Source organism: Dysgonomonas gadei ATCC BAA-286, from assembly GCF_000213555.1.
GTDB classification, from domain to species: Bacteria; Bacteroidota; Bacteroidia; order Bacteroidales; family Dysgonomonadaceae; genus Dysgonomonas; species Dysgonomonas gadei.
In genome coordinates this window covers 332,789-352,734 of sequence record NZ_GL891979.1, presented here as the reverse complement: position 1 = coordinate 352,734, position 19,946 = coordinate 332,789, and the positions used below count along the sequence as shown (strand labels likewise).

The window sequence follows — 19,946 nt, the reverse complement described above, 5'->3', positions numbered from 1 at the left end:
TTTTTTGTTTCGTTTTGCATCAAGGCAAAATGAATTGGAGCGAAGCGGAAATCGGCGGAGCCAAATACAAGCTGGCAGGCACGTTAAAAAAATTGAACATTAAAATCCAACTACTGATTCGCATTATTATTTATTTTATCTATACAATGATTATCGCAGCAAGCATAATAAAGAAGAGTTCTTTGAAATATTGGCAGCCCCTTAGATCGTTCTTTAGAGGGGATTTACATGAAGAATAAAAGACAGATAAAAAGTAGTGGAAAAGGTGTTACTTTTACATACGCTCCGCTCCTGACCGTTGGCAGGGCAAACGCGCGAAATATGTGTTTTTGCTCCGAAAGTTTATCTATGTATTTTGAAGTATACTAGTTATCAGTTTACTGGTTTACAAGAAAAAGAGTTCTTTGAAAGAATTAATTAGCAGATTTGTATATTAGCATATTAGCAAATGAGTGAAATGGTGTAACCTTTGTTACCTTTTAACAAGTAGTAAGTTTTAAGTAGTAAGTACTAAGTTGAAAGTTATATGAGATACGAGTAAACAAGACACGAGATACAAGTTGTTCACTGATGACTGACAAGCTAATTATTAATTTTTCATTCTTCATTATTAATTACTTTCCGTGTTACCTTTGTTACCTTTTAACTATATATAGTTAATGAAATAAAAAATGGCAGGATAAAAATAGTAAAAAAGTTGTCAGAAGTGTCAGGTTTTAACCATATACAGTTAATAAATGTAAATGAGATCAATAGCTAAAATCCTCGATTTCGTGCGTTTGCTCTAGGCCGTAGGTTGTTACCTTTTATTTTTAAACACGGAGTAAAGGGAGGAGTACGGAGTTTTTAGAAGAAAAAGTGACAATAAAAATTGTGTGAAAAGTCGTCAGGTTTGTCAGGTTTTGTACATAAGCTATCGGCTAAAAGCTGAAATATGTGTTACCTTTGTTACTTTTTAACTATATATAGTTAATGAACGTAAACATTGTTTCAGTTGGAGGAATAATATCAAAACGACTACTATATACGACAAAAGACCTTTTGATTTACTAATAGAAAATTTAAACGCATAAATATTTACTAAACCCATACACCTTTTTAATAACAAACAGGAGATTGAGGATATTTAATAATATTTTTTATTTATATTTGTATTAACGTTTAAATAAAATTTGAACGGGGAATATCAATAAATCAGGAAACATGAATATACAGCTGCTTCAGGAAATTGAGCGGGGTACAAAAAGTGCTTTGATCAAGAAGAATATTATTAATTATTATATCCAAAACGGAAGTTCGACCATTACCGAGCTATCGAAAGAACTGGATTTAAGCATACCTACTGTGACTAAGTTTATCAGTGAGATGTGTGAAGACGGATATATAAACGATTATGGCAAACTGGAAACCACAGGGGGGCGATACCCTAATCTATACGGTCTAAATCCGGAATCCGGTTATTTCATAGGTGTCGATATGAAACAGTCTGCTATAAATATAGGGCTGATTAATTTCAAGGGGGACATGGTAGATCTGACAATGGGCATCCCTTACCAGATGCAGAATACTCCAGAGGCAATGAACAAATTGTGCGAATTGATCCTTGCATTCATAGATAAGCAGACTGTAGATAAGAATAAAATACTAAATGTAAATGTGAATATATCAGGGAGGGTAAATCCTGAATCGGGATACAGCTACAGCATTTTCTATTTTGAAGAACGGCCATTGGCTGAGATTCTCAGTGAAAAACTGAACGGCTACAAGGTTACTATCGACAATGATACCCGGGCCATGACCTATGGGGAATATTTGTCGGGTTGTGTAAACAGTGAAAAGAATATCATATTCGTAAATATAAGCTGGGGACTGGCCATAGGAATCATTATAGACGGAAAAGTGTACACCGGAAAATCGGGATTTGCAGGAGAGTTTGGCCACATGAAAATATATGATAATGAGATATTGTGCCATTGTGGAAAAAAAGGTTGCCTGGAAACCGAAGCCTCTGGACTGGCGATGCACCGGCGTCTATTCGAACTGGTTCATGATGGTGCCTCCTCTTTATTATCGAAAAAAATATTGAAAGATGAACCTGTGACACTAGATGAAATTATCGCCGCCGTTAATAAAGAAGACGTGCTTTGCATAGATTTGGTGGAAGAGATCGGACAAAAACTCGGGGAACAGATTGCCGGGCTTATCAATGTCTTTAATCCCGAAATGGTCATTATAGGGGGAACAGTATCTATGACCGAGGACTATATTATGCAACCCGTAAAAACAGCGATCCGCAAATATTCACTTAATTTGGTAAATAAAGATTCGACGATTGCAATATCAAAATTGAAGGATAAGGCAGGGGTGATAGGCGCCTGTTTATTGGCCAGGACACGACTATTTGAAATATATTAACTCTATCCAAAAAGAACCTTCGCGCCTAACCACTTAAAAATGTATAAATTATCTTATTATATTGCAGATATTAAGAAAGTTTTATATCTTGTGCCTCAAACTATCAACAATAGACTTGTAAAGTCCTGATTAATAATCAGATTTTCTGACTCTAAACAAACTTTGGCTAATATTCAGAAACCTCCGTTATATTTCGGGGGTTTTTTCATAATTTATCGGGCAAACCGGCTCAGATACTTCCCTTTAATTACTCTTAATTTATCCATCACCCGGAATTTTGATAACAATCCGGCCAATACAAGCATTGTTCCTGCCGATAAAAGCAGCCCAAAGAAAAAGTCAAACAAAAGGGAATAACGGTTTAAAAGCAAGGCAAAACCTATAATACCAACACCGATCACAAACTGCTTACTATATATTATGCGAAATAATCTCTTCACTTCAATCTGTTTTTAAGGCTACAAACCTATATTCTGAAGACAAAGATAGTCTTATTTTAATCCTCATTATATAGATACAATCTAATTCTTAGTATTCATCCTGAAAATTAACAGAACAGGGCTTTTATCGTCATGATAAAAGCCCTGTCATATTATCAGGTTTTAATTATTATTTAGCAGCAGCTAAAGCCGGTTGATAATTCGGTTCGTTTGTTATTTCAGGAACCAGTTCCGTATATACAACTTTGCCATTAGCATCGATGACAACAACCGATCTGGCCAACAAGCCTTTCAACGGACCATCAAGCATCAACACGCCATAATCTTTTGCAAAAGACGCATTTCTGAAAACAGAAGCCGGAACAACATTGTCAATACCTTCTGCTGAACAAAAACGACCTGCAGCAAACGGAAGGTCAGCCGAAACCGCAAGAATTACAGTATTAGGAAGCGCAGCCGCTTCTTTATTGAATCTGCGAACCGATGCAGCGCATGTACCCGTATCAAGACTTGGGAAGATATTTAGTATTACTGTTTTACCTTTAAGGTCTTTCAACGACACTTCTGAAAGGTCGTTCTTTACAAGTGCAAATTCCGGAGCAGCTGAACCTACTGTTGGTAACTGCCCGCTGGTATTTACTGTGATGTCATTTTTAAATGTAACTGTTGCCATAATTTTTTTTATTTATATAAGTTAGTATTCTGATCTCCGAGGTGTTACTATAATATAAACCTCAAAGTTGTTATTTTAGTTCAATAAGAAATTCATTTTTCGGATGACGCACCTTCTTCATGCTCACCAACCAGTCATTTGCTTCGTCACGATAACCTAACGGCAGCACCGTTACACTCCTGAGCCCCAACTCTTTCAGTCCAAGAAGGTTATCCAATGCATCATTATCAAATCCCTCCATAGGAGTTGAATCTACATTCAACTCTGCGGCCATTGCAATAGCAAAGCCAAAAGCTATATAAGATTGGCGGGCTGCATGCTCGAAGTTTACTTCAGACGGACGATTCAGATATGCTTTCTTCAGTCTGTCCGTGTAATCGTTATAACGACCAGGTTCTTGCCCTCTCCCCTCTGTGGTATGTTTATATATATTATCTATACGCTGAGATGTGTAATTATCCCAAGCTGCAAAAACTAGTACATGAGAAGCGTCGGCAACCTGTTGCTGGTTATATGCAATAGGGACTATTTTCTCTTTCAGTTCCTGATTGGTTATCTCTATTACCTGGAAAGGCTGCAAACCTGAAGATGTGGGTGCGAGCCAGGCAGCTTCGACGATTTCGTTCACAAGTTTCTGATCTACCTTCTTAGTAGGATCAAACTTCTTTGTGGCATAACGCCATTTAAATGTATCTAATAAACTCATTGTTGTTATTATGTTAAAAATACTACTTATTTTTCACTACACGTTATCAATAAAATCTTATTCAACTGAGTCCGAAGCTGAACAAGCTGCTCATCAGTGAGTTTTAATTGTTTTTTCATTGCAGGAGGAATCAACTCGGCGCGTTTCTCTAACTCTTTCCCCTTATCGGTGATTATTATATCTACGATCCTCTCATCTTCTGTCGAACGTTCTCTGTGAAGAAGCTTATTTGCTTCCATGCGCTTCAGCAGTGGTGTAAGCGTACCACTATCGAGCCACAAAAGTTCACCCAATTGCTTTACGGTTGCCGAACCCCGCTCCCACAACACCATTAATACAAGGTATTGAGGATAAGTAAGTCCTAATTCTTCCAGATAAGGACGATAGAGCGCTGTTATCTGCCTGGATAAAGCGTATATTGGAAAACATAACTGATTATTTAATTTCAAATCCTCTGACATATACATCACACAATTATATTTTGCAAAATTAAATATTGCAAAATCAAAAATATCATTTCTAATGTTAAAAGATAATAAACGGAAGTAAATTATCGGAATCAGCACTCCTATAAGATAAATATAGAATCTTTTAAACGCAATAGATGCGATTATTCGAGAGCATTCTTTGCCAAATCAAAAATAATTACTTATTTTGTTTGGCATTAAAGACGCAAGAAGAAATATAAATTATAATTATTAACATTAGTAGACCTTAGATTTATTCGGCTTTTTAAAGATATTGATAAGTGTGACCTCTTTAATAAACAACTGAATAAATCCATCTTTACAAAATTTAATCTTTTTATAAATAAATCTAACAAATACCTTCTAAAGAAGAATATTACCAAAAAAAAATAAAACAATGTGACGAAGCCCATGGTAGTGGTTTCATACAGATACACATCAACTGTTAATAGCTCAATATTATATATTGTCTCCACACTTCATCAGCTTGTTTGAGAAAATAGGCGATGAGAACCTATCGGCTAATAACGGGCCACCCAGGGCTTCACACATTGTATAATTCAACATCAAAAATATCATTCTCACTGTAAAACATATGTCCGGCAAGATAATCGCCGGACATTTCCATGTACTTACAAATAGTTTGTCTAAAATCTTGTCTTCACTGTCATTATTCCACGTTGGAAAGATGTAAAAGGGCTTTCTATATTATTTATGAAAATCCAAGGTATACTCGACACAAAAATAAACAGCATTTGCAACATAAACAAGAACAATTTAGTTAAAACTAAGTGTAAAATTGACAAATTATTACAAACCATCCTATAATCAAGTATAGAAGCCATATACAGCCCGAATTTATCTTAAAATATAAAATCAGAAAAACCTTTTTTATTCAAATTTAATGCTCGTATCTTAAAAATCACTAACATTGCATTATATTATCAAGAGGCCAATGAGTAGTCCTAAAAACGATATAGATAAAACAACACTCCTTCGACTGAAAGATGGACAAAAAGCCGCTTTTGAACTGCTATATTGGAAATATAATCCTAAAATATACAATTTCGTATACTCAATCTTATATGACAAGTCCCTTGCGGAAGATATAACTCAAACGTGCTTCCTCAAAATATGGGAATTGCACAAAGAAATAGATCCCGATAAAGGTTTTGTATCATATCTGTACACAATAGCCCGCAACCTGGTTTATAAAGAAACCGAACGTTTATTACAAATGAGTAAGTTCCTGGCAGTATCTCAAACAAGCAAGAATGATACAGACCATGAAACTGAAGAGAAACTCGATGCGGCCTTTTTCGAATCATATATAAATAACATTATAGACCAACTCCCCCCTTCCCGCAAAGAAATCTTCATTCTTAGCCGCAAAGATGGATTGACGAATAAAGAAATAGCATCGAAATTAGCTATTTCCGAGAAAACGGTAGAAACCCAAATCTACCGTTCATTACTGTTTCTCAAAGAAAAGATGAAAGGACAATTCACCCTCCTTGCATTATTATTTTTAGCCCAAAATATTTAATTAATGTTAAAATAAAGCATTTATTTATTCCACCTGTAAGGGATTGGGGACGGATACAGATATATAAAATTGAATAGATGGAAAAAAGAAATTACATAGAATTATTAGATTCTTTCATGAAGGGTAAAACCTCTGTCGAAGAAGAGCAGATTTTACTGGAATGGTTTAAATCACCGGAAACAAAAGATGAGATATTTTCAACCTATTTAAAACAATGGGAAAATATTTCAGATGATCTGGACGAAGATATTCAGATACGAATGTTTGAAGAAATACAAACGAGAATTAATGAATCTGAGCTTTTATCTTCATCTGCAAAACCGAATAAGAAAAACAAATGGCTTCTTATCAGGCGTTATGCAGCTATAGCTTGTTCATTAATAATCATTGGACTGGGATCGTACTATATAACCCGTATGAGTTTATACTCTATGAAAGAGTTTATAGTATCGGTAGATAAAGGACAAAAAGCAAATCTGATATTGCCTGATGGCACATCAGTTTGGCTGAACTCTGATTCCAGAATCAAATATGATAATGCATATAATACCAACGACAGGAGAATCATTTTAGAAGGCGAGGCGTATTTCGAAGTAGCTAAAGATAAGGAAAAAAGATTCATAGTTACAGCCAACAATATAGATGTAGAAGCATTGGGTACAAGCTTTAATATAAAATCATACCAAACAGATAAAACGGTTACTGTAACACTAGTGGAGGGTAAGCTAAAAGTTAGTGACAACAAAAAAGATATGCTCCTCAACCCGAATGAACGCCTGACTTATAATAAGGAAAACAAGGCATTCACTATGACTGATACATATGATGTTGCAAATGTAGCGATATGGAGAAATAATGAATTGGCATTCTATGGTGAGTCGCTGGAAGAAATTGGTACGATATTATCCCGTATATATAACATTGATATTGTATTTACATCAGAATCTGCTAAACATTACAGATTCTCCGGAGTAATAAAGAATAACAGCCTGGGGAATGTCTTTGAAATAATAAGCCTGACTGCTCCGATACAATACAAGATATACAACAATACAGTGGAAATAAGCGAGAGTAAAAAAGTCGAGAAACTTTAAATTTAATTGATTATGAAAAAAACCTAGAAAGAAACGTTCGGAATAAATCCGGACACCAAAACACATTCAAAACACAACCCTTACACCTTAAATCTGATATCAGGAATAGAAATCAGGAAGGTATATTGTGGCCAGATTTGAATGCCTGAAGTTTATACATTATGCAGATTTCAAACACAAAAACACATGAAAAGATTCAAAAAATTTGCACTTCGCATTACCTTAATTTATTTAATGCTATTTTTCAGCGGAACAATTTCCGCTCAAATCACTTTAAATGTCAAGAACCAAAAAATCCGGCAGGTTATCCAGCAAATAGAGAAAGCCGAAGGATACAGCTTCTTTTACAACAACGAATTATCCGAGTTGAATAATAATGTAAATATACAAGTTTCTAATTCTTCTATAGAAAATACATTAGACAAGCTTTTTTCAAATACAAATATCACTTATCACATAAAAGACAACAAGCAAATTGTATTGTCTGACAAAAGCTTAACAGCACAATTCTCAAACACAGCCCAACAAGATGGCAATACCAAAAGGCTGACCGGTGTTATTAAAGACGAAGCTGGTCTCGAATTACCCGGAGTGAGCATATTGGTTAAAGGAACCACAAATGGTACTACGACAGACCTGGAGGGTAAGTTCAGCATCAATGTACCGGAAAACGCAACTATAGAAATAAGGTATGTCGGTTTTGTAACACAGACAATCCGGATCACCAATCAGACTTCTGTGAATATCGTATTAAAAGAAGACACCAAGGTGTTGGACGAAGTAGTTATACTAGGCTTCGGTATGGCTGCACGTAAAGCTGACCTGTCCGCATCTATAGGTACGCTGGAAAACATAGACCAGCTTAAGAACCGTCCTGTATCAAAAGCAGAGGATTTACTACAAGGTCAAATTCCGGGTGTTACTGTGTCCAAGAACGGAGGTGACCCTACTGTGGCGTCAAGTGTTGTTATCCGTGGTAAAGGATCGCGGTCGGGGGAATCCCCGCTATGGGTAGTAGATGGCGTTCCGGGAGCGCCGGTAAACTTTAACGATATAGAATCGATGGTAGTATTGAAAGATGCAGCATCAGCTGCTATTTATGGTGCCTATTCCGGTTCGGCAGGGGTTATCCTCGTTACAACCAAGCAAGCTGTAGCCGGAAGGCCCAGAATATCTTATGAAGGCACATACAGTGTCAGTCAGGCTACCAACTTACCTCAATCTCTGACCATCGAGCAACAGAGAGAAGTGCGAAAACAAGCCCTGGCAGCAACAGGAAACAGTCTGCCGGACGGATGGGATCCTGTAAAAAACCCATATATAGCCCAAACCCGCACCGATTGGATAGATGAAATATTCAGAAATTCGCTATCTCAAAGACACAGCTTCGTTATAAGCGGTGGTACAGAGGATTTTGCTAACAGATTATCATTGCAATATAACGATGATCAGGGAGTGTTGCTGAATACATATAACAAGAATATTACAATGCGTTATAATGCGTTCTTCAAAATCAGTAACAAAATTAAGATAAGAGAAGACTTTTATTGGGAAAATCTAAGAAGCAGGGGAACCAATACCGATAGCGGATACACAGGTGTTATTCTCTCGGCACTGATGATGCCCCGCAATGCCGAAGCATATTATTCAGACGGAACATTTGGAGGCACAGCACCTAAAGATCCGGCATATATTGACCAATATGGAAGTAACTTCGCTGATATTCACGGAGATGTTGTTAACCCTCTGCGTACCTTGGAATCGAACAATACTTACAGCAGGCCGACTACAATATCCTCATCGACCTTCCTTGATATAGACGATATCTTCATTCCCGGACTAAAGTATACCGGACGCCTGACTTATCGCCTCACCAATTATTTCTATAAAAATTTCAATCCGATGAGACCAGAGCCTGGTAAACCGAATATGACCAATCGTCTGGATTATGAAACCTATCGTTATTACAGATGGGAAGTAGAAAATACATTAAATTACAGCAAATCCGTGGGCGGACATAATATCGGAGCCATGCTTTCTACCACTGCTAACCAACAACGACGCAGAGATTTTAATGTGAGTGCACAAGGCTTCAATAATGAAACTACAGCATTCCAGTATTTGAACTGGGGCGACAGCCAGAAAGTATTTGTAGGTGATGCATATACCGAACCTGATAACAATGTTTCTGTTGTAGGACGTGCATCTTACAGTTTCAACGACCGCTATTTTGCAACAGCATCTCTACGTCGCGACAACGCCGGACGTCTGCCTAAAGACAAAAAACATGGAGATTTCCCCGCTGTTACAGCTGCATGGAAACTAACCTCCGAACCATATATGCCTAAATCGGACATCTTCAACCTGATAAAATTACGTGCAAGTTGGGGACGTATCGGCAATATCGGTTCCGTACCCTTCCACTATGGCGACCCTACATTTGTAGTTGAAAGTTCTAACGACGTGGGTGGACAAGTAGGCTCCAACACACCGCTGGTTCCATCTATGGTATACAACGGAGAAGCCTTCAACAGATATTTGACATGGGAAACTTCGGAGCAGTTAGACTTCGGTATCGATCTGGAATTATTGAAAAACAGGCTTAACCTGTCTGTCGACTTCTTCAATAAAACAACTAAAGACCTAATAAAACGACAAGATACAGGATGGCCTTCATATATCGGACCTGAACCGATGTACATCAATCAGGGAGAAGTAAAAAACAGAGGCTGGGAATTTTCCGCAGGATGGAATGACAAGGTAGGCGATGTAAATTATTACATCAATGCCAATTTTGCAACATTGAAAAACTGGGTATCGGATATAGGCCCGGCAGATCCGCAAACGGGTAAAAAACCGGTATGGATAGAAGATGATGAATTCCGCGGCCTGAATCCGTTCCGCACACGGGAGAACGACCCTCTTTACTCATTCTGGGTATATAAAACAGATGGCCTGTTCCAGTCGGATGCAGAAGCAGAAGCCTATGTCAACAAAGAAGGAAAACGCATGCAAGCTAAGGCTAAAGCAGGAGATATAAAATTTGTAGACACAAATGGCGATGGAGTTATCAATGATGATGACAGAGAGTATGTTGGCAGCTATACACCTAAAATCACATATGCCCTCACAGCCGGACTTACGTGGAAAAATCTTAGTGCCAGCATTATGTTGCAAGGAGTAGGTGGTTTGAAAGCTTTCAATGCCATGAAATATGTTACACTCAACGAATCGATGGTAAACTTCAACAGATCTACCGATATATTAAAAGCATGGCCTAACAGCAATGAAGTTCCAAGATTAACATCATCTGACGACAATGGTAACTTCTCTAACATCTCGGATTTCTATATTGAGGATGCATCTTACATGCGGATAAAAAACATTACGGTATCTTATAATTTCGACAAAATATTCCGCAGTATTTCTCCACGGCTTGATGAAAGAAAAAGTTCACTTTCAGTATCTGCCAGTGTAGACAATATACATACATTCACTAACTATTCGGGTACGAATCCGGAAGTAGGAGGAAAAGGTCTGGACGGAGGTAAATATCCTGTTCCCCGTGTATTCTCCGTAGGTGTAAAATTAACTTATTAACATCCTAAAAATTTGAATATATGAAATTCTATAAATCTTTAATAATACTATTCTTATCGGTAGGATTTCTCTCTTGTAGCGACTTCCTGGATGTCACAGCAGAAAGAGAACCAAGTGTGGGTAACTTTTTCAAAAATGAGAAAGATGCAACGAATGCAATCGATGCATGTTACTGGATACTAAACCGCGAAGAAACGTTCGGACGCAACCTGTTTTGGGAGCAAGCCGGAGGTGGTGATGATATGATTTACGGTAGAAATAGAGGTACCGACCAGAATAATCTGGCCAACTTTACCTTTACCGGACGTGAATCCTCACTGAGAGAAAACTGGGAAACATTTACACAGTATCTTTCCCGTGCCAACTGGGTTGTATTCAATCTGGTACGAAAAGATAACCTGACAGATGTTGAAAAGATTAGGTTAGGTGAGGCATATTTTATGCGGGCATTCTGTCATTTCTATATCGCATACCGCCACGGACGTGCCGATCAGGGTGTGCCGTTCGACAAATATGAGGATACTTCTTACAAAACTTATGAGGAATTTATCTACTCTATTCCTGTTCAACGGGCAACTGTAATGGAAAACTATGACCTCATTGTCAAAGACCTGGAAAGTGCTGCCGGACTACTTCCTTTCTTCGAAACATATAATGACACCGACAAAGGTCGTGCACATAAAGCAGCGGCTTGGGCGCTTATGGTTAAGACATATGCATACTGGGCACAGTACGATGAATCGAAATGGGCTTTGATACCGCCGTTGGTTGATAAAATAGAAACAGAAGGAAAGAGAGCGTTGTTAGGTAATTATGGGGACGTATTTAAAATAGCGAATAACTGGTCTTCTGAATATATCTGGTCTGTAAATTCATCAGGGTACAATTATGCAGGCTCTATATTTCCGGGTGTTGTTCTTGAAAACAAGGCCTGGGGACGTTACAACGGCTGGGGTTATTTCAAACCGACACTTGGCCTGTATGAAGAATTTGCACCTAACGATAAGAGAAGAGGTGTTACAATACTGGAATACAATGACGAATTTACCCTTTTCGGTGAAAAAAGAAAATTTTATTCCACAGCAGATCTCGAATGTGGCTTTATGCTGGCTAAATATATGGAGCCTTTTTCATACGGGGCAGTAAACAGTAAAGGTTCGGGTGAAGCATCTACTGTATCCACTAACGGCGACCGTCCAACTACTGATCTGGATCTCCCTATCATACGACATGCCGAAATGGTATTATTCAAAGCCGAAGCCTTGATCATGCAAGGTAAAGGTACTGATGCGGCTAAAGAATTAAACAGGTTGACAAGGCGGGCTGGCCTGGGAGATGTATATACAGATGCCACATTAGCCGACCTCAAGCATGAGCGCCGCTGTGAACTGGCAGGAGAATTTACAGACCGCTTTATGGACCTGAAACGTTGGAAGGAATGGGACAAGCTAAATGCGCCAAAACGAGGACGGAAACATGCCGATAGAAGCAAACCTGATTCCCCGTATACAGTCATAGAAGTATGGAGCGCTAGAACGTTCAATCCTTCTACCGATATTGTATTCCCATACAATCCGGACGAAGTGGTAAAAGCCAACGGGAAGTTAAAACAAAATCCGATGGATTAAATACAAGGCACTGACACTAAAGTAATCAACTATGAGATAATGGGCATTACTTGCTTAATGCCCATTATTATTAAAATTTGCAGTTAATGCAATATCCTATATGAAAAAACAATTATTCTTTCTATCTATTATCGGATTATTAACAGCTTGCTCTCCTATCCTGAAAAGCCCGGTCGATTATGTTGATACTTTTATAGGAACGGGATTTCACGGACATACCTATCCCGGAGCCACTGTACCATATGGAGCGGTACAATTAAGCCCGGATACCCGAACCGGAGACTGGGACGCATGTTCAGGTTACCACTATAGTGATTCCACCATTATCGGGTTTTCGCATACACATCTTAGCGGTACAGGTTGTGCCGATCTGGGTGACATACTTTTTCATCCTACAACCAGAGATATAATACAGGTTCAAAAAGGTTATATTTTCGAACCGTTGGCTTTTTCACATACAAACGAAAAAGCATCTCCCGGATATTATTCCGTGGACTTTAACCAAGAAGGCATCAAGGCTGAAATGACAGCTACTACATATACAGGGGTACACCGCTATACATTCGCCAAAGGCAAAAATGAAACAATTATCATAGACATGGCCCACCTGTTAGCCGAAGAAACAATAGACTCTCTCATTATAAAGCAAACTGCAAGTAATGAGATAACAGGAATGCGCCGTACACAAGGATGGGTAACAAATCAGTATGTATTTTTCGTTGCACAGTTTTCCAAAGACTTTCAGTCAGTCGATTTTATCAATGACGGTAAGATTCTGAAAGACGGCGATACGGCAAAAAATAATAATCAACAAGCTGTACTGAAATTCGGAGTATCTACAGGAAAACCTGTTGTTGCAAAAGTTGCCTTTTCAGTTGTAAGCGAAGAGAATGCACGGCTGAACCTGGATTATGATGTAACAGGATTTGATTTCGACTCAGTACACAAACAGGCCCGTAATCTCTGGGGTAAAGCTCTCTCTGATATTACAGTAAAAGGAGGTAATGAACATGATCTTAAGAACTTCTATACCGCGATGTACCATACGAAAGTTGTCCCCAACATTATGAATGATGTAAACGGACAATTTCGCCGGCACGATATGGCAACAGATACAATACCGGCGGGGCGCAAATATTATTCAACATTTTCTATATGGGATACATTCCGAGCATGGAATCCTCTTATCACACTTACCGACACAACTCTGGTAAACGATATGATCAATTCATATCTGAAAATGTATGATATATCAGGAGAATTACCCATCTGGCCATTATCGGCAGGGGAAACCGAAACCATGATCGGTTACCATTCAGTATCCGTGATTGCAGATGCATATATGAAAGGGATAAGGGGCTTCGATATAGACAAAGCGTATGAAGCCATGAAAATTTCTTCTGATAATAATAAAAAAGGCTCTGACTATTACATTAAATACGGGTTTATACCCTCCAACATTAAAAGAGAATCAGTATCCTGCTTGCTCGAATACGCCTACGACGACTGGTGTATAGCCCAGATGGCGAAAGAACTGGGTAAAACCGAAGATTTTGAGAAGTACAGCGAACGGGCATTGTCTTATATTCATGTATTTGACGGGCATTCAAAATTTTTCCGGGGAAAACGTATGGATGGAAACTGGGACTATCCTTTTAATGCTTTCGAGCCCGGAAGAGCATATACAGAAGCCACAGCATGGCAATATCGTTTTTTTGTACCACACGATATAAACGGACTCATTCAATTATTTGGCGGCCGAAACTGTTTTGTATCACAATTGGACAGTTTATTTATCACCGAATCGAAAGTGGATGGACACATGTCGGATATAACAGGCCTTATCGGACAATATGCCCATGGTAATGAACCCAGCCATCATATGGCTTATCTATACAATTATGTAAGCCAGCCATGGAAGACACAGTCTATGACCCGTCGCATCTTATCCGAAATGTATCAGCCAACGCCGGAGGGTATCAGCGGGAACGAAGATTGCGGCCAAATGTCGGCATGGTATATACTGAGTAGCCTTGGCATTTATCCTGTATGTCCGGGAGCAAATGAATTCTCGTTGACAACACCGCTGTTTGATGAAGCCTGTATAAAGCTGGCTAATGGAAAAACATTGACAATCAGAGCTAATCAACCGGAAAAAAATCTCTATATAGATAAGATTACTTTAAACAATAGGGAAATACTTTCTAACTATATTACTTATAAGGATTTGATGGAAGGAGGCGATTTGATTTTTAACCTGTCTTCTGTACCGAATCTGAACAGAGGTGTTGCCGAATCTGCTTATCCATATTCCATGACGACAGACAAAACTGTTTCCATTCCTTTTACGACCAAAGACCTTGATTTATTCGTTAATAACATTGATGTAGATCTGGCCACTACAACTATGGATGCAAAAGTTTACTATACACTCGATGGAAAAGAACCGGACAAATCATCTACTGTATATTCCATACCAATAAAAATATCCGGATCGACAATCATAAAAGCAAAAGCATTTAAAGACGGCTATATTCCAAGCAAAACATTTACAATTGAGGCTAAAAAGGCAGTCTTCAGAGAACCTGTCATAGCACAAGGTAAGGAAAGAGGTACAAATTACAGTTACTATGAAGGGTATTATAATTCGGTAAATCAGATAGAGGGTTCTAACCCAGCCGACAAAGGTATTCTACCCGAACCAACAATTAATGGAGCAAAACTAGCTGATCATTTTGCTTTTATATTTAGTGGTATTATCTTTGTAGGAGAAGATGGTATATATGAATTTATGACCAAGTCCGATGATGGCAGTGTCTTGTACATCGACAATCTTAAAATTGTTGATAACGACGGGTCACACGCTGCCATAACAGCCACAGGACGTATTGCTCTGAAAAAAGGTTATCATTCGTATAAACTATTGTATTTTGAGGACTATGAAGGTGAACACCTGAGCTGGGGCTGGAAAAAGACGAACGCCTCAGAATTTGAAAATATCCCGGAATCGAATCTATTTATAAAATAATAAACCTTACTGACATGAAAAGATTATTCTATTTATTTGCTGTAGTATCATTATTAGTATCCTGTACAAGAAGTAAACCGCTTGATTTGAATGTAATGAGCTTCAATATTCGTTACGATAATCCGGGCGATAGCCTCAACAGTTGGCAATACAGAAAAGATATTGCAGCACAAACCATCAAAGCCCAGAATGCAGATATCGTTGGTGCACAGGAAGTATTGGTCAATCAATTGAACGATCTGAAAGCCTCTCTGCCTGAATACAATGCTATCGGGATTGGCCGTATAGATGGGATAGAAAAAGGTGAATATTGTGCCATACTGTACAAAAAAGATAGATTTAAAGAAATTAAATCCGGACATTTCTGGCTAAGTGAAACACCTGAAGTTATCGGTTCTAAAGGATGGGATGGGGCATGTGAACGCGTTGCCACATGGATTGTATTGGAAGAAATCAGCAGTAAAAAACAAATATTCTTTATTAACACTCACCTTGACCATGTAGGAAAAATGGCCCGGCAGGAAGGTGTGACTTTACTCCTTCAACGTATAGGAGAGTTAAGTAAAGGTCTGCCTGTAATATTGACGGGAGATTTTAATGCAACCCCTGATTCAGATGTTATCAAGCATGTTACAGATCCGGCAAATCCGAACTATCTGATGCATACCAAAGATATAGCCGTTGTAAAAAGTGGAACGAACTGGACATTTCACGGTTTCGGACAAGTACCTCTCGAAAAACGCGAGTTTATAGATTATATTTTCGTAAAACCAGATACCAAAGTATTAAAACACACTGTTATACCCGAAGAGTTGGATAGTAAATTCATTTCCGACCATTCTGCCATAACAGCACAGATAGAAATTGAATAAACTTGTTATAATCAAAATTTTATGACTTACATTTTGAACAGAAGTTTTTCTGCATTACGACTATTTTTAATTGCAGGATTGCTAATCGTATGTCCGTCTATTACATTTGCTCAACAACAAATACTGATTCACTCACATAACGATTATGAACAACGAGTGCCTTTTTATCAGGCTTATGCCCAGCAAGTAGCATCTATAGAGGCAGATATATATGCTACGAACAGAAAGGATGAGTTGCTGGTAGCCCACAATAAAGAGGATCTGGCCATAGCTCCTACCCTGGACGAATCGTATATTAAGCCGATCGTAGCCCTGTATAAGAAAAATAACGGGAAGGCATGGGAAAATTCGGATAAGACTTTCATATTACTTATCGATCTGAAAACACCAGCAAATCCGACTTTGGATATACTCGTAAAAAAATTGAAGGCCTACCCTGAAGTATTTGATCCGGCTGCAAATCCTTATGCCGTACGTGTAGTCATATCGGGCGACCGACCAGCCCCGGCTGATTTTACCAAATATCCTTCTTTTATATCTTTCGACGGAAATGGACTTGACTATACTTCCGGGCAACTGAAACGCATAGCCATGATAAGCCTTCCATTCAAAGATTATTCGCAGTGGAATGGAAAGGGAACTATGATCAGAGATGAATATAACAAGGTGACAAAGGCGATAGAAGCTGTTCATGCACTGGATAAACCTATTCGTTTTTGGGGAACACCGGACGGAGTTACAGCTTGGAATACATTTCACAATATAGGTGTAGACTATATTAATACCGACCGGGTAGAAGCATGTACCGATTACTTTTATCACTTCGACAACAAGAATTATCACATCGCGGGAAATAGTGCGGAAGTATCCGATGATGTAGCCCGTGCCAAAAGATTGGATAAAACAACTGTTGGATTTCAGGGTTTCAATAATAAAAGGCTGCAATTGACCAAAGGCGTCGATATTTATCAGCCTTCTTATCTGAACGACGGGGCTGATAAACCGATCAAGAATGTAATCATGCTTATTGGCGATGGCATGGGGCTGTCACAGGTATGTGCTGCCGAAACGGTAAACCGTGGACTTTCCATGCTTTTGCTTAAACATATAGGTCTTCAGAAAACCAGTTCGAAAGATGCATATACAACAGACTCCGCTGCGGCAGGCAGTGCACTTGCCACAGGCCAGTCAAATAGCAACCGGCACATCAGTACAGCAGACGACGGTACCCCTTATCCATCCATGACTGATGTTCTTTTCCCCGAAGGATATGCATGTGGTGTGGTTACACTCGGCAATGTTGCCGATGCCACTCCTGCGGCCTTCTACGGGCATTCTGTAGAACGTGATAATTCTGACGAAATTACAAACTGGCTACTGGATGGAAAACTCACTTTACTGAATGGTAGTGGAATGGAGGTATTTACAAAAAGAAAAGACGGACGGAATCTGGCTGAAGAACTAAAAGGTAAATATCGGGTGACAACATCCATTGATGAAATAAATACAGCCAATGATAAAGTCGTATGCATAGACGAACGGATGGAAAAAGCCGCGACAGAAGAAACTCTTACTCTGCTTGCTCATGCTACAAAAGAAGCTATAAAGAAATTATCAGGAGCTAGTGATAAAGGATTTTTTCTTATGGTGGAAGGAGCAAAGATTGATTATGCAGGTCACGCAAATTCTCTGCCGGGTTCGATATTGGAAACACTTAGTTTTGATATGGCTGTCGCCGAAGCCCTGAAATTTGCGGACAGCAACGGGCAAACTCTTATTATTATAACTGGCGACCACGAAACCGGAGGATTGACCCTCGTAGACGGAGAACTCGATAAAGGGCATATAACCGCCCGGTATATGACAGACGACCACACTCCTATCATGCTGCCGGTATATGCATACGGTCCGGGTGCTGATAAATTCGGAGGTGTATATAAAAACACACAGATATTCCATAAGATAAAAACCTTATTAGGCTTGTAAAAAAGCTATTATAAATTCTAAAAAATACTTTCTATGAAGAAATACCTATTCTTTATAATAGCTGCTTTATCCTGTTTTGGCACACTTAAAGCCGTACCCAAAAAAAATATACAGCTACAATTCAGGGATAATGGACAATTTAAAATTGCCCAATTCACAGATATTCATTGGAGTAATAAATCACCTAATTGCGTTAAAACTATTGATGTAATCAAACATGTATTAGCTACAGAAAAGCCGGATTTAGTCATGCTTACGGGTGATGTCGTTACCGATGCACCGGCTCGGGAAGGATGGCTGGCAATAGCCAAAATATTCGAAGAAGCACAGATTCCGTGGGCTGTAACCCTGGGAAATCATGATGCCGAAACCGGTGTCTCCCGTAATGAAATCTTCGATATTATAGAAAATCTGCCTTATTTTGTAGGAGAAAAAGGGCCTCAAATAACAGGCTGCGGAAATTATGCATTATCAGTAAACAGCTCTAAAGAAGCAAGAACGGCAGCTCTACTATATTGTATCGATACAAATAATAAACCATCGGCACATAAATACGGGCATTATGACTGGATACATTTCGATCAGATAGAGTGGTACCGTAATACCAGTGATAAATTTACCGTCCGCAATAATAATACTCCGCTACCTGCATTAGCCTTCTTCCATATTCCCATTCTTGAATTCAACAATATTGTCGGCAACGAAAATACAATCGGAAACAAAGAGGAAGGGATAGCATCACCCGAAATCAATTCCGGTATGTTGTGCTCCATGATAGAGAAAAAAGATGTGATGGGAATATTTGTGGGGCATGATCATGATAATGATTATATAGGCATTGATCAGGGAATTGCCCTGGCATTCGGCCGTACTTCGGGAGTAGACGCATACGGAAAATTAGAACGGGGCTCACGTATTATACTCATGTATGAAGGAAAGTCCCAGTTCGATACATGGATAAGAACCAGAAAGGGGACAGAATTTAAATATTATTACCCGTCGGGTTTATCTTCTGTTGATGAAGAATCTATGGTTTACCTCGCCGCTAAGAGCATTAAAGTAAAACAGCAGGGGGTGTCATACTCTTATTATGAAGGAAAACGATTCAAAAGTACGGGCGAGATAGCACAGGCAAAGCCCGTTAGGAATGGAATATTGAAAAACATATCTATTGATCCGGCAACTGCACAGGATTCTATGGCATTTGTTTTCAAAACATGGATCAAAATACCGGAAAAAAGTGTCTACCGCTTCTATACCTATTCCGATGATGGATCAAAGCTGCTTATAGATGGGCAATTGGTCGTTGACAATGACGGTTCCCACAGCATGAGGCGGGCAGATGGGAAAGTCGCTCTCGATAAAGGATTCCATGAACTGACTGTACTTTATTTCGAAGATTATATGGGTGAGATGCTCGAAGTCGGGTATTCGAGCCGCAATATCAGAGAAGACATACTCCCCGATAATATATTATTTATTGCTGAATAA

14 protein-coding genes are annotated in these 19,946 nt (G+C 38.8%); 10 read left to right on the top strand and 4 right to left on the bottom strand.

The features are described from left to right. Together HMPREF9455_RS21610 and HMPREF9455_RS01415 are read left to right on the top strand one after the other, a co-directional pair. On the top strand, positions 1 to 239 hold a 239-nt coding region (locus HMPREF9455_RS21610), incomplete at its 5' end, for a hypothetical protein (RefSeq protein WP_006797781.1). A 964-nt stretch (positions 240 to 1,203) separates the two neighbouring features. After that, positions 1,204 to 2,415, top strand: coding sequence for an ROK family transcriptional regulator (locus HMPREF9455_RS01415; protein WP_006797780.1), 1,212 nt, complete (start codon positions 1,204 to 1,206; stop codon positions 2,413 to 2,415). 212 nt (positions 2,416 to 2,627) lie between these two features. On the opposite strand, the gene HMPREF9455_RS01410 is transcribed toward HMPREF9455_RS01415, so the two are convergent. The 4 genes from HMPREF9455_RS01410 to HMPREF9455_RS01395 all read right to left on the bottom strand — a co-directional run bounded on the left by HMPREF9455_RS01410 (position 2,628) and on the right by HMPREF9455_RS01395 (position 4,695). Beyond that, entirely contained in the window at positions 2,628 to 2,855 is a 228-nt protein-coding gene (locus HMPREF9455_RS01410; protein WP_044215315.1) for a hypothetical protein, read from the bottom strand. 169 nt (positions 2,856 to 3,024) lie between these two features. Then, entirely contained in the window at positions 3,025 to 3,528 is a 504-nt protein-coding gene (tpx, locus tag HMPREF9455_RS01405) for a thiol peroxidase (RefSeq protein WP_006797779.1), read from the bottom strand. A gap of 70 nt (positions 3,529 to 3,598) precedes the next feature. Next, a complete protein-coding gene (locus HMPREF9455_RS01400; protein ID WP_006797778.1) occupies positions 3,599 to 4,234 on the bottom strand; it encodes an NAD(P)H-dependent oxidoreductase in 636 nt (211 codons plus the stop codon). A gap of 26 nt (positions 4,235 to 4,260) precedes the next feature. Then, the gene (locus tag HMPREF9455_RS01395) at positions 4,261 to 4,695 is read right to left on the bottom strand and encodes a MarR family winged helix-turn-helix transcriptional regulator (protein WP_044215314.1); all 435 of its coding nucleotides are present in this window, start codon (positions 4,693 to 4,695) and stop codon (positions 4,261 to 4,263) included. A gap of 961 nt (positions 4,696 to 5,656) precedes the next feature. Here HMPREF9455_RS01395 and HMPREF9455_RS01390 point away from each other — a divergent pair. From HMPREF9455_RS01390 to HMPREF9455_RS01355, 8 genes are all read left to right on the top strand, one after another. After that, on the top strand, positions 5,657 to 6,247 hold the full coding sequence (locus tag HMPREF9455_RS01390) for an RNA polymerase sigma factor (RefSeq protein ID WP_006797775.1): 591 nt from the start codon (positions 5,657 to 5,659) through the stop codon (positions 6,245 to 6,247). A 77-nt stretch (positions 6,248 to 6,324) separates the two neighbouring features. Continuing rightward, positions 6,325 to 7,341 carry a FecR family protein gene (locus tag HMPREF9455_RS01385; protein ID WP_006797774.1) on the top strand — a complete coding sequence of 339 codons (1,017 nt, stop codon included), beginning with the start codon at positions 6,325 to 6,327 and terminating at the stop codon, positions 7,339 to 7,341. 186 nt (positions 7,342 to 7,527) lie between these two features. Further along, a complete protein-coding gene (locus HMPREF9455_RS01380) occupies positions 7,528 to 10,941 on the top strand; it encodes a TonB-dependent receptor (protein WP_169312433.1) in 3,414 nt (1,137 codons plus the stop codon). A gap of 20 nt (positions 10,942 to 10,961) precedes the next feature. Next, on the top strand, positions 10,962 to 12,569 hold the full coding sequence (locus HMPREF9455_RS01375; protein ID WP_006797772.1) for a RagB/SusD family nutrient uptake outer membrane protein: 1,608 nt from the start codon (positions 10,962 to 10,964) through the stop codon (positions 12,567 to 12,569). A 100-nt stretch (positions 12,570 to 12,669) separates the two neighbouring features. Next, entirely contained in the window at positions 12,670 to 15,597 is a 2,928-nt protein-coding gene (locus HMPREF9455_RS01370) for a GH92 family glycosyl hydrolase (RefSeq protein ID WP_006797771.1), read from the top strand. A 14-nt stretch (positions 15,598 to 15,611) separates the two neighbouring features. Then, positions 15,612 to 16,469, top strand: coding sequence for an endonuclease/exonuclease/phosphatase family protein (locus tag HMPREF9455_RS01365; RefSeq protein ID WP_006797769.1), 858 nt, complete (start codon positions 15,612 to 15,614; stop codon positions 16,467 to 16,469). A gap of 21 nt (positions 16,470 to 16,490) precedes the next feature. Beyond that, complete coding sequence (locus HMPREF9455_RS01360; RefSeq protein ID WP_006797768.1) at positions 16,491 to 18,455, top strand: alkaline phosphatase; 1,965 nt, start codon at positions 16,491 to 16,493, stop codon at positions 18,453 to 18,455. A gap of 33 nt (positions 18,456 to 18,488) precedes the next feature. Then, positions 18,489 to 19,946 (top strand): metallophosphoesterase, encoded by a 1,458-nt coding sequence (locus HMPREF9455_RS01355; protein ID WP_006797767.1) that lies wholly within the window; start codon positions 18,489 to 18,491, stop codon positions 19,944 to 19,946.

Excerpts from the sequence above, each read along its gene's own strand:
- tpx (WP_006797779.1), bottom strand. The coding sequence starts at position 3,528 with ATGGCAACAGTTACATTTAAAAATGACATCACAGTAAATACCAGCGGG.
- HMPREF9455_RS01385 (WP_006797774.1), top strand. The coding sequence starts at position 6,325 with ATGGAAAAAAGAAATTACATAGAATTATTAGATTCTTTCATGAAGGGT.
- HMPREF9455_RS01360 (WP_006797768.1), top strand. The coding sequence starts at position 16,491 with ATGACTTACATTTTGAACAGAAGTTTTTCTGCATTACGACTATTTTTA.
- HMPREF9455_RS01390 (WP_006797775.1), top strand. The coding sequence starts at position 5,657 with ATGAGTAGTCCTAAAAACGATATAGATAAAACAACACTCCTTCGACTG.
- HMPREF9455_RS01415 (WP_006797780.1), top strand. The coding sequence starts at position 1,204 with ATGAATATACAGCTGCTTCAGGAAATTGAGCGGGGTACAAAAAGTGCT.
- HMPREF9455_RS01380 (WP_169312433.1), top strand. The coding sequence starts at position 7,528 with ATGAAAAGATTCAAAAAATTTGCACTTCGCATTACCTTAATTTATTTA.
- HMPREF9455_RS01355 (WP_006797767.1), top strand. The coding sequence starts at position 18,489 with ATGAAGAAATACCTATTCTTTATAATAGCTGCTTTATCCTGTTTTGGC.
- HMPREF9455_RS01370 (WP_006797771.1), top strand. The coding sequence starts at position 12,670 with ATGAAAAAACAATTATTCTTTCTATCTATTATCGGATTATTAACAGCT.
- HMPREF9455_RS01400 (WP_006797778.1), bottom strand. The coding sequence starts at position 4,234 with ATGAGTTTATTAGATACATTTAAATGGCGTTATGCCACAAAGAAGTTT.
- HMPREF9455_RS01365 (WP_006797769.1), top strand. The coding sequence starts at position 15,612 with ATGAAAAGATTATTCTATTTATTTGCTGTAGTATCATTATTAGTATCC.
- HMPREF9455_RS01395 (WP_044215314.1), bottom strand. The coding sequence starts at position 4,695 with ATGTCAGAGGATTTGAAATTAAATAATCAGTTATGTTTTCCAATATAC.
- HMPREF9455_RS01375 (WP_006797772.1), top strand. The coding sequence starts at position 10,962 with ATGAAATTCTATAAATCTTTAATAATACTATTCTTATCGGTAGGATTT.